This is a genomic window from Cohnella boryungensis, assembly GCF_042651945.1.
GTDB lineage: Bacteria > Bacillota > Bacilli > Paenibacillales > Paenibacillaceae > Cohnella > Cohnella boryungensis.
In genome coordinates this window covers 52,187-64,313 of record NZ_JBHSED010000071.1, presented here as the reverse complement: position 1 = coordinate 64,313, position 12,127 = coordinate 52,187, and the positions used below count along the sequence as shown (strand labels likewise).

General features: G+C 55.3%; 7 protein-coding genes. 5 read left to right on the top strand and 2 right to left on the bottom strand.

Annotated elements, in window-relative coordinates:
- Positions 1-40: 40 nt before the first annotated feature.
- A complete protein-coding gene (locus ACFO1S_RS27000; RefSeq protein WP_204604539.1) occupies positions 41-1,348 on the bottom strand; it encodes a DUF5050 domain-containing protein in 1,308 nt (435 codons plus the stop codon).
- 300 nt (positions 1,349-1,648) lie between these two features.
- Complete coding sequence (locus ACFO1S_RS26995; protein ID WP_204604538.1) at positions 1,649-3,961, bottom strand: esterase-like activity of phytase family protein; 2,313 nt, start codon at positions 3,959-3,961, stop codon at positions 1,649-1,651.
- Positions 3,962-4,253: 292 nt separating this feature from the next.
- Between ACFO1S_RS26995 and ACFO1S_RS26990 the strand changes: the two genes are divergently transcribed.
- The 5 genes from ACFO1S_RS26990 (at position 4,254) to ACFO1S_RS26970 (ending at position 12,103) form a co-directional block, all read left to right on the top strand.
- Positions 4,254-7,373, top strand: a complete 3,120-nt coding sequence (locus tag ACFO1S_RS26990; protein WP_204604537.1) for a stalk domain-containing protein — start codon at positions 4,254-4,256, stop codon at positions 7,371-7,373.
- Positions 7,374-7,522: 149 nt separating this feature from the next.
- Positions 7,523-8,074 carry a signal peptidase I gene (lepB, locus tag ACFO1S_RS26985; protein ID WP_204604536.1) on the top strand — a complete coding sequence of 184 codons (552 nt, stop codon included), beginning with the start codon at positions 7,523-7,525 and terminating at the stop codon, positions 8,072-8,074.
- Position 8,075: 1 nt separating this feature from the next.
- On the top strand, positions 8,076-8,477 hold the full coding sequence (locus ACFO1S_RS26980; RefSeq protein WP_204604535.1) for a ribosomal maturation YjgA family protein: 402 nt from the start codon (positions 8,076-8,078) through the stop codon (positions 8,475-8,477).
- Between the two features lie 147 nt (positions 8,478-8,624).
- Entirely contained in the window at positions 8,625-10,337 is a 1,713-nt protein-coding gene (locus ACFO1S_RS26975) for an ABC transporter ATP-binding protein (RefSeq protein ID WP_204604607.1), read from the top strand.
- The gene (locus tag ACFO1S_RS26970; protein ID WP_204604534.1) at positions 10,334-12,103 is read left to right on the top strand and encodes an ABC transporter ATP-binding protein; all 1,770 of its coding nucleotides are present in this window, start codon (positions 10,334-10,336) and stop codon (positions 12,101-12,103) included. Before ACFO1S_RS26975 ends, ACFO1S_RS26970 begins: the two co-directional genes overlap by 4 nt.
- The last annotated feature ends 24 nt before the right edge of the window (positions 12,104-12,127 follow it).

Genomic DNA, 12,127 nt, shown 5'->3' with positions numbered 1-12,127 from the left:
AGTCGAGCGGAGGGGGCCCTTTCGATGTAAAAAGGATGGCTTAAGCTTTCGTAATCAGAACGATGCGGGACACCTTCTCATCTGTCAGCTTGGTGGACGATTTGCCGTCGGCGGTCATTCGATACAAACGGCCGTTATCGCCGGCGTTAACGTAGAAGATTCCGTCGATGTCATCTTCGTACACGCACAGGTCCCACTCGACGCCGACCATCTTCTTCAACGTCAAGTCGGGGTTCAGCACATAGGCGCCCGTATTGCCGAACAGAACCGTCGATTTGACCTTGCCCTTGCTCATCATGTTGCGTACGTATCCGACGCCGTTAAGCGAAAGGGCTTTGGTCGTTTTGACCTTGCCGTTGGCCAGCGTGCCCACATAAGCTTTACCGTTGGCGCCTACATAAGCGTATTTGTTCGCGCCCAGATTGGCGATTTCGTAAATGCCCGATTTGCTGAGCTCGATGGTTTTGCCGGCCTTTGTCAGCAAATGCCCTTTGCTCTTGGCATAATTGTAATCTCCGCTGCCGTCCAAGCGAATGTCCTTGTTGTACATGTACGCATCGCTGCCCGCCCAAGAGCCGGAGTAGACGGCATTCGCGTCCAACGGCGCTTTGGCATTCACGGCTTTTGCCGTTCCGCCTTTTTTAGGCAGCGTGTAGAGGACCATGCAATCGGTCGAATATTGCTGCTCTTGAGGTTTCGTGTTAATCATCAGGTTTAAGCTGGTGCTGTCCGTCTTGGCGAAGTAGGCGCTGTCAAGCGCGCCGGCCGCGATCCACTGCACCGCCCCGCTGCCGTCCGCCGCTTTGGAAGCGACCCAGGTCGTGCGGCCGTTGCGAAGCGCATTATAGTAGATGCGGTCTTCGACAACCGTGAACGCGGGAAAATCAACGTCGATCATATCGGCCACAAGCGTGGCGTCAGCGCCTTTCTCAACCGTAGAGGCGGCCCGATAGAGGCGTCCGTAGTCGTCCATGAAGTAGACCATATCGCCGTAGGTTTCGAAGGAAATGACCCGCTTGTCGCCGCCGTAATCGCGGGCTTTGGCTTGGTCGTCCGTGAGGGACAAGCGAAGCAAGGTGGTCGATTTCTCGCTGAACAGATAGTACATGAAGTCCCCTGCGGGCTTAAGCTCGACGCCGTCGAAGTTCTGACGAAGCCTCTGTGCGGGGCTGCCGTCGGTCTTGACCCTGTACAGGTCGCCGTCGGAGACGTAATAGATGACCGCGACCTCTTCGTTAGAAGCCGCTCCTTCCGCGCGGGCGGAGCCCGTGCCGATGATCGACCAGGCAAGCGCGAACAATGCGATTGCGAGAATCGTGCGTTTGGTGAATAGAGTCATGCTGTACATTGCCAATCTCCTCTGCTTATGGTCATGGTTGCGGCAGTAATCCGATATGCTCCTGGATTCGTGCAGACATGTTTTATATCGGAAGTAAAAACGGATAAATTATAAAGTTTGGAAGTATTTTCTTTTCTTTAGGGAATTTTTAGGAAGCGCACGGAGGGGTTAATACTGTCAGGTCAATGGAGGCGACAGGAGCAAGGGAGCAAAGCAAAAGGAATGAGCCGCAGCGCTCATTCCTTTTGCTTATTACTTAGCTATTAGAAACAGGATGTTCAAGACAATACCTGCTTCCGATGGAAGGCGTCAAGGCAGCAGATCCTTCAGACTGCCGACGTGGTGCAGGCTGGACAGATGCGCTCCGCCGTCATTGTCTACGGCTGCCCAAACCTTGCCGTCCCGGCTGACCGTCAACCCTTCAAGCTTCTCGAACGGAGCGATGGTCGACTTGAGGTCCATAACCTTTGTTTTCTTGATGGTCGAGGCCTTGATGTCCGAATTCTCTTCCGTCACTCCGGCAAAAGGCTGAAGTCCTGCGAGCGAGAACGTGTAAACCGCCTTAAGCTTGGCGGCGCCGCCGTTCATCTTGTCCCGCTCGATCACGGCGTAGTGGTCGTCGCCCACGTTCACGATTTCGGACAAACCGATCCAATCGCCTTTGGTTTCTGTCGCTTCCAACGGATACAGGAAGAATTCCCACGCCTCTTCTTTCAGGTCGTAGCGGGCGATGCGAGTGTAATTTACGCCCCCGACCTTGGCATCCTTCGCGTATTCCCTCTGAATAGCTGCGACAAGATAACGTCCGTCCGTGGAAATCGTGACACCCTCGAAGCCGTTGTTGCGGATGATCCCGCCTTCGGCCGAGTCAATCTCCGCCGGAAGAGCGACCTTGCGCAGCACCTTGCCGTTGCCGTCCACTTGAACGAGCAAATTGGCCATGTAGCCCTCTTGCTTGAACAAAGCATTGCCTTCGCTTGCCAGCCAGAAGCCCGGATTGTCTCCCTTGACGATGGAGGTATCTACTGCAATGCCTTCCATGTCGATGTTCGCCAATTTCCCGTTCTCTTTGACTGCAAGATGATGAGAGAGCTGTGCGTTGCCGCCCTTAATATCGAGTCTGTAGATATATGGCTCCATGGCCACGTCCGGAACCGCGTAGAGAACGGAGCTGTTTACGGCATCCGCAGCCAGTCCCGAGAGAGCGGACCAGGATACGCCCGGCTTGGCCGAGATGGTCGGTTGCTTCGCCGGAGCGACGTACTTGCCGGATATGCCTTCGAAAATCGTGATCGTTCCCGAGCTCTCGTCTGAAGTCAGGAACAGATTTTTGCCAGGCAGAGCCAGCAGTCCCTCAGGCCGAATGCCGGTCGGGAGAACTTGCACGAGGGATGGAGCGGAAGGCTTGGCGATATCGTACACGGCGACGAACGAGCCGCGCTCCGAACCGACAAAGGCGAATTCCTTCTTGCCGAAAACTCCCGTTTCCACGCCTTCTACTTCAATGCCTTTCGCACCCGAACGGGAGTCGTCATAGAAGCCGAGTTCTGCCGCTTTGCGCTCCAGAGAGCCTTTGTCCGACCATAGGAGCTTGCCAGTTGGGCTCCATACGCTCCAGCCGCGTCCGCCTGTATAGTCCTGCTCTCCTTCATCCGCAGTATAGAGAGTCGTTCCGGCCGCATTCCAAGCTACCGCATCGGACATTCTCGCTCCCGCATTTTCTTCCTTGCTTACGTCCTCAGGATAGGAGCCGGTAAAGGATATTTTGCCGTCCTCGGTTAAATCGGCCTTCTGTTTAACGGGAGTGCCGGAGGAGAAGAGGCTGGTAATCTTGGCCGTCTTCAGATCGATTACGGCAACGCCGTTGTTTTCTTGCAGTGTAACGGCTGCTTTGCCGTTCTTGATATCGACGAATTCAGGCTGAGGATCTTCCGGGTACAGAAGGCCCTTGGCTTTCATCAGCTTGGCGTCGAATTTGACATCGGTGACTTTCGATTTGCGGATATCGGATTTATTGACGCTTACGATCTGAACGTAGCCGGGGCCGCTGATGTCGCCTTTCAGACCGGGCTTCTCTTCGTCCGTTCGAATGCCCTTGTCGTCAAGATAGATCGGCTCGTTCTCAATGGCGATGACGGCGACAAGCTGGCCGTTATGCGTCGTGACCGCAATCGAGTCGGGGTGGTTGCCGATTGCCAGCTCACCCTTGATCTTCAAGGTTTTCGTATCGATCGCGACCAGCTTTCCGGGCTTGATCTCCGGCTTCTCGCCGACTTCGCGCTTGGAAACGATCACGACGGCAAGAGCCGTTTTTCCGTCCGGCGTCACAGCTACGCTGGTCGGCTCGCCGCCTACTTCAATGGACGTCAGATGCTTCGGCTTGGCCGGAGCGGTCAGATCAAGGACGCCGATGCTGCCGAGGCCGGCGCTCGTGTAGAACAGGCGGTTGCCGTCTGGAGTAGCGGATATAATCTCTGCAATGCCGCCGCCGGGAACCGAGAATGTGGTTAACGGGCGAAAAGAATCTACTTGCTTGGCTTTCGTTGCCGCGAAGCTGCCTCCCGAGAATAGGGTCGAAGCAACTAATGAGGCGGAGAGTACAGTGAAGAGCGACTTTTTCATAGAAACGGCATTCCTCCACAGAGATAGGATAGCCCTAGTATTCGCTATGAACATTAGACGCGTGTAAATCGAATGGGCGAAATGTGTAAAACGTCCAAAAGATTTTTATCCGCCGCGATTTTGGTAGTAACTTTTCTCGATGTGAAGCGTCTATAACGGTGATGAGTTTTCTTAAAAAAAGCTGAAGGTCTGCTGAGTGTTTACTGAAACTTTAGTCTGACATGCAGCGTTATATTACCAGGTTCATGCAACGAGGAACGATTATGAGTGACAACAATGGAGGATGAGTCTAGTGCGAAAGCTTCTAGCCCTATTAACAGCATCGACAGTTATATTTGCAAGTGCCAATCTGGCGCCTAGCGCGCAAGCGGCCTCTCCCATCCGGATATTTATCGACGGGCAGGTTTTACAGACCCGGGAAGCCCCTGTGGCGATCAGCGGGTACACGATGGTGCCGCTCCGCGGTATTTTCGAAGCGCTGAATGCGCGGGTGCAATGGAATCAGAAGACCCAGACGATTACTGCAACTAAGCGGGACACGACGATTGTGTTGACGCTGGGTGCGAAGACGGCTACAATCAACGACCGCATCGTCTCGTTGGATTCTCCGGCTCGGGCCATTCGCGGAAGCACGATGGTTCCGGTGCGGTTCGTGAGCGAGTCGCTCGGAGACGACGTCGTGTGGGATAAATTGTCGCAGAGCGTGCTCATTACGACCAAAGCCGTGAAAGAGGTCGGCGCGGCTTCTTCGCTCGCTGTGACGACTGTCTCCCAATTCGGCGACGGACGCGACCTGCAAATCGGCTTCACGCCTCCCTCGGATCAATCGAACGTGAGCGGCTACAGGCTGCTTGTCGTGAAGGCTGAGAATGCATCTTCCTTTAATCTGGCGAAGGCCCAGACGGTAGGCTCTTCCAATTATACGTTGGTTCCAACCTACAATGCTTACCAGAGAACGACCCTAAGCGCGCAGACGAGGGATGTTGACGGCGCGTTGCTGCGCGCGAATCAAGCGTATCGGGTATTCGTGCTATCGGTCGGTCAGGACTCGTTTGCCTTATCCGGCTCGTCGGCTTCCATCAGCCTGACGCTCAGCCCTGCGGTTACTCCGGCGACGAACGTCAAGATTGAAGACGTAGGCGATTACGGGGATGGCCGCGACATGAGAGTGACGTTCGCCAAGGCTTCCAATGAGAGCAACATTACGGGCTATCGCGTCATGATCGTCAAGACGGGCAGTGCATCCGCATTTAATCTTGCGGCGGCGAACGGCATGTCCAGTTCGAACTACACGACCGTGTCCAAGACAGGCAATAGCACGCTCAGCGTTACGCTTAGTTCCTCGGCGCGAGATACCTCGGGCACGCTCATCAAGAGCGGAGAGGCGTATACGGCATTTGTTCTAGCGCTTAGCTCCAATACGGGCAGCCAGTCGAATGCTCTGTCCACAGCTTCTCCATCGGTCGCGCTCTTGAATTCCGGCGTCGGTGCAGTAACGAACCTTGCGGTCAGCGACATTGCGGACTATAACAATGGCCGCGATCTTCAAGTGTCGTTTACAAAAGCGGCCGACGAAACCCCGATTAGGAACTATCGCATTTTCGTGGTCAAGGAAGGCAGCGTAGGCAACTTTAACCTGAGCACAGCCAACGCGATTACGAATACAAACTACTATACAACGGTGAATAAAACCAACGGCAACATTGTTCAAGCGTTATCCTCCAGTGCCCGGGATGTCGATGGAGCACTGATCCAGAACGGAGTGAACTACCGGGTATTCGTCATGTCCGTCGGCAATGCGACAGGCAATAACGCGCTGTCTTATGCCTCCATGCCGATTCAGTTGTCCAGTAACAATGTAACTGCTCCGACGAACTTGGCGCTCAGCGATATTTCAGACTACGGCAACGGACAAGATTTGCGAGTATCTTTTACCAAGCCGGCCAACGAGAACAATATTGCACATTATCGGGTTTATGTGGTGAAGGAAAATGCGGCGAGCTACTTCAACCTGAATACGGCTAACGCCAATGCGAATTACACCGTGTTTTACAAGACCGGCGGAAATATTTCTCTTGCCCTCAACGCCGATTCTCGCGATTCCGACGGCGCAATCATTCAGAACGGATTGAATTACAAAGTATTTGTTCTTTCTGTCGGCGTTTCCTCGGCGTACGGCAACGCGCTGTCCAGTGCGTCGGCGACGATCAAGCTGGCGAACAACGGGACGGTGACGGCGGTTACCAATGTGACGGCCAGCGATGTGGGCGATAACAACAATGGTCAGGATCTCCGCGTAGCCTTCAAAAGAGCAACGGTAGAAACCAACATTAGCCACTATCGGATCTTCGTTGTTCCAGATGCGGCCACTTACCAGTTCAACCTGAACGTGGCAAGCGGGATTAGCGATGCGACCCGATACTCGACAGCGAACATCGGCAGCGACGTAAGTCAAGTGCTTGCAGCCGGCGCGAAAGATTTCTTGGGGCTGCCGATTCAGAACGGAATGCCTTACCGGGTGTACGTGCTCTCTGTCGGCTACGGCTCCGCGCAAGGGATCAACGCGCTGTCGCTTGCCTCTCCGGTCATTACGCTGACGTCTACAGGCGTGCCTGCGGCGGGCAGCGTGACCGTCGGCGATGTGGGAGACGCAGGTAACGGCACGGATATGCAGGTTGTGTTCGGCAAAGCGGTCGACGAGACAAACATTAGAGAGTACCGCTTGTTCGTGGTCAAGGACGCTAATGCGGCGGGCTTCCAGTTGAATGCGGCAAATGCGGTGACGAATCCGTCATTCTATACAGTCATTGCCAAAAACGGAGGCGCCCAATATGTCCAACGTCTGGCAGCGGGCTCCCTTGATGTCAATGGGGAAGCAATCAAGAATGGAGTAGGGTATCGCGTATTCGTTCTCTCCGTAGCGAATAGCGGAACCAACGCTCTCTCGGCTTCCTCCGCCCCAATCACACTGGCGACAGCGGCATTGCCTGCGCCGGTTGTCGGGGGAATATCTCTTATTCAAGACGTATCTGGAAATCTCAATGTAAGCTATACGCTGCCTGCCGGCGAAGTTGGAATCTCCCAGTATGCGGTGTTTGCGGTGAAGACTTCATCAGGGGTATTGACAGAGGCAGCGGCCAATGCATCCTACACGAGCGGACACAGCAATTTCACAAGAACAGCCAGGTCGCAGAGCGGGGTTCAATTGTCAACGGGAAGCTACAGCTTCGATTTCGCCCCGCTGGCTTACGGCGAAACCTATCAGATTTACGTGCTGTCTATCGCGGACGGAGTGTCCGCCAATACGAATAAGCTGTCGGCTCCAAGCGCGGTGATTACACTGACTCCGCCCCAGCAGGCCAATCCGACGGTTGCGCCGCCAGCAGATCCGGGGACAACACCAACGACTTAAGCTTATCGGCGGCAAGCAGAGGCCGGATTCTCTCCGTTGAAGGGGGGATCCGGCCTTTTGCTGGTTAAGCTCGGGTCCGCTCAATGCGCCCTCTGTGATTTCAAGGGAGGAACATGCTAGAATAGACAAAAAGCGCAAGGAGTGTCCGCATGAAGAAGCTCACCAAAAAAATGACAGGCTGGGTAGGTTCGCTGGCCATCGCCTATCTGCTCTCGTTAATTATCGGAGTATTCGTCATCCAACCGTACAGGGTAGACGGACATTCCATGGATCCGACATTGCATGATAAGCAGAGGCTGTTCGTGTCGAAATTATCCCATACGTTTTCCTACTATCCCGACTACGGCGACATCGTCATCATTGACAGCAGGGTTGAGCGGGAGCGGCGCTTTATTGACGACGTGCTGGAAAATCCGCTTATTCGGCTGCTTACGAACGAAACCGATGATAGCTTCTATATCAAAAGAGTGATCGGCAAGCCGGGGGACGACTTGGAAATCAGGCAAGGCAAGGTTTACCGCAACGGCGAAGCGCTGGACGAGCCCTACTTGAACGGAGCGATGAGCATCAATGAAAGCGAGCGTTGGACAGTCCCTGAGAATCATATATTCGTAATGGGCGACAATCGCAATCACAGTGACGATAGCAGGGCGATCGGCTTTATTCCTCTGGATCACGTTTTGGGAAAGAAGGTTTTGTAGCTTGCGAGCCCGATTCGGCTACTTGGCAAGCGTTGCGGTCGTGATCGCGTTAGGATTGAGCGTCAGAGCGTATTCCGATCGGTTGCCCGCGTTCCTCGCCGAACATGCCGGAGACGCGCTGTGGGCGGCGATGATCTATGCAGGGCTGCGCACGCTGTTCCTGCGGAAGACCCGAGGGTGGACATTTTTCGCGAGCGTCTGCTTCTGCTTTGCCATCGAATTCAGCCAGCTGTATCAGGCGGGATGGATCAACGATATTCGGGCGACGGTATGGGGCGCGTTAATCCTCGGCAAGGGTTTCCTGGCGATAGATCTTGTGCGCTATGCTTGCGGAGCGGCTGCAGCCTATGGATTGGATCGTTATCTTCTTGGCGTAAGGAAACCGCCATTGACTGGCGAATAGAGTTCGGATACATTCGAATTAGCGGCGATACCCTCCCTGATCAGGGCCGGTTGTCGCCTTTCTTATTTGGATTCGAAGGCAAGGAGGCGAGTCGTGAATCGTTCAGCGGATTCCGTTAAAAAAAATTCATGGGGCCAGTACTACGAAATGCTGAGCCGGTACCTGCTGCCGCAGCGAAGAACCTTGATCAGCTTGGCGGTGCTGCTCTTCGCATCGATCGGCTTGCAGCTGATCAACCCGCAGATCATCCGATATTTTATCGATACCGCTCAATCGAATCGGTCGCTTGAGCCGCTTTATTACGCCGCTGCGCTGTTCATTGGCTTCTCGCTCGTTCAGCAGCTTGTGTCGGTTATCGCGACTTATGTCAGCGAGAATCTGGCTTGGCGCACGACCAATCGGTTGCGGGGAGATTTGGCGGAGCACGGCTTAAAGCTGGACCTTTCCTTCCACAAGTCCAATACGACAGGGTCGATTATCGAACGGGTGGACGGCGACGTCAATGCGTTGGCCAATTTCTTCTCCAGCTTCATTATTCATCTGGCCGGCAATTTGCTGTTGATGCTGGGCATCTTGATTCTGCTCTTTCGCGAAAATATTCTGATCGGAGCGGGGATGCTTCTGTTCGTCGTCTTCGCGGTGTTCGCCATTCAATGGATTCGGAAGCTCACGCTTCCGGTATGGACCAATTGGCGGCAGATCAATGCAGATTTCTACGGCTTTATCGGCGAGCATCTGGAGGGTACCGAGGATACGCGTGCGAATGGGGCGACCGGCTTCGTTATGAATCGATTCTATGGCTTGCTTCGGCGCATGCTGCCGCTTCGCACGAAGGCCTTCCTTGGCTTCGCTTCCATGTGGATCACGACGATCATCGTGTTTGCGCTGGGTAACGCCATGGCCTTCGCCATTAGCGCTTACCTGTGGAAGCAGGGCAGCATTACGATCGGGACGGTGTATCTGATCTTCTATTACACCGAGCTGCTGGCCAAGCCCATTGAGAAAATTCGTACTCAGGTTGAAGACCTGCAGAAAGCGGATGCCAGTCTGTTGCGAATCCGGAATCTGCTCGGCACGCGCTCGAAGATCGAAGACGGACCTGGCGCTGCGCTCCCCGCAGGGCCGCTTGCCGTCGCGCTTAATGACGTGACCTTCGGATACGACGAGCAGCCGACGCTGGAGCGGCTCAACCTGAGACTGGAGCCAGGCGAAGTGCTCGGCTTGCTGGGCCGGACGGGGAGCGGGAAGACAACGCTTGCCCGTCTGCTGCTGCGATTCTACGATCCTCAACAGGGGAGCATCGAGCTCGGCGGGGTCAATATTCGGGAGTGCAAGCTTGGAGAGCTAAGGACGAGGGTAGCGCTCGTCACGCAAAATATTGAAATTCTGCAAGGCTCGGTACACGACAACCTTACCTTCTATGATGCCAACGTGCCGGATGAGAGGATTATAGAGGTGCTTCGAGAGCTGGGGCTTGGAGACTGGTATGATGCCTTGCCGGATGGGCTGCACACTCAGCTTGCTTCGGGGGGAGGCAGTCTGTCGGCGGGAGAGGCGCAGCTGCTCGCTTTCGCGAGGGTATTCCTCGCCGATCCGGGGCTGGTCATTCTGGACGAGGCCTCGTCCCGTCTGGATCCGTTGACGGAGCATCGGCTGGAGCGCGCGGTTGACAAGCTGCTGGCCAATCGTTCCTGCATTATTATTGCGCATCGGCTGAAAACGATTGAGCGTGCGGATAAGCTGCTCATTCTCGAACAAGGCCGAGTTCTGGAGAGCGGATCTAGAGCTGCGCTGGCGGCCGATCCAAGCTCGCGCTTCAGCCGCATGCTTGCCGCAGGGCTTGAGGAGGTGCTGGCATGAGCACGTTTACGTATATGTGGCAGCTGATTCGTTACCGTCCCGGCTGGTATTTCCTGAATGCAATCGTCTGGACGGGGATTTACTTAATGCCGATCATTCCCGGATTGATCACGAAGGAGTTTTTCGATTCCCTTGCGGGCGAATCCGCGACGGGGTTTGGCATTGGGGCGTTGATCGCCTTGCTGCTCGGATTTACGCTGGCGCGGTGTGCAAGTATCTATATCGGTTTTATTACAGATGTGAATTTCCGTTTTCGCATGGGGATGCTCCTGCGGCGGAATGTTCTGGAGCACATTCTCAAGCGGCCCGGAGCCAAAGCGATTCCTTGCTCGCCGGGAGAAGCCATCAGTCACTTCCGCGACGATGTCGATCAGTCGGAGGAAGCCGTGAGCTGGTCGGTGGATGTGTTCGGAATGACCTGCTTCGCCGTGATTTCGTGCTTTATTCTTATCCGCATCGATGCCGAGATGACGTTGCTGGTGTTCCTGCCGCTTGTTCTCGTTATCGTGATCGCCCAACTGGCAACGACCCGATTGCAGAAGTATCGCGCGGCAAGCCGGGAAGCTACGGCCAAGGTGACCGGGGCAATCAGCGAGATGTTCGGCAGCGTGCAAGCGATTCAGGTTGCAGGTGCCGAGCATCGCGTGACGGAACGATTCAGACAGCTCAACGACAATCGCCGCAAATCCATGCTTAAGGATAAGCTGATGAACGAGGCTTTAGATTCGATCTTCTCCAACACCGTTAATCTGGGGACCGGTCTAATTCTGCTTCTGGCCGCGCACAAGATGCGCGAAGGCGGGTTTACGGTAGGCGACTTTTCCCTGTTTGTCTACTACTTGACGTTCGTTACGCAGTTCATTTCCAATTTCGGAAAGTTCCTGACCTATTTCAAGCAGATGACGGTGGCATTGCAGCGGTTGACCGGATTGCTGCAAGGGGCTTCAGATCAGGTGCTGACCAAGTCCAACTCTCTCGGCGAGAAGACGGAGGAGCTGGCCCCCGATACGCCTATGATCGGCCTGTCTCCGCAGGAGCGGCTGGTGCGGCTGGAGGCTGACGGGCTGTCCTATCGCTACCCGGAAACCGGAAGAGGGGTAGAGGGAATCGATCTTGCGCTTGCCAGAGGGTCGTTCACGGTGATCACAGGTCCAATCGGTTCGGGTAAAACAACGCTCGTGCGGACGCTGCTCGGTCTGCTTCCGAAGGATAGCGGAAGCATTCGCTGGAACGGAGAAGAAGTGGCCGATCCGGGGGAATTTTTCTCGCCGCCTCGCAGCGCCTATTCGGCACAGGTGCCGAGGCTGTACAGCGATACGCTTCGCGAGAATATTCTGCTGGGCAGAGTCAATCGGGACGGTCAGCTGGAACGCGCGTTGCACACGGCGGTGCTGGAGGAGGACCTGCGGCACCTGCAGGACGGATTGGATACCCTGATCGGGCCGCGCGGCGTTAGACTGTCCGGCGGCCAGGCTCAGCGTGCCGCCGCTGCGAGAATGCTGGCTCGCGATGCCGAGCTGTACGTGTTCGATGACGTCTCCAGCGCTCTTGACGTAGAGACGGAACGGAAGCTGTGGCAGCGCTTGTTCGCGGATCGGGGCGATGCGACGTGTCTGGTCGTCTCCCATCGCAGGGCCGCTCTGGCTCGCGCAGATCATATTCTCGTATTGAAGGAAGGGCGAATAGAGGCGCAGGGAGACGCACAGAGCCTGCTTGCCAAGAGCGAATCGTTCCGCAGACTATGGCAAGGCGACGATGCGGATTAGAGGACGCAGGAAGAGCCGGAAGCT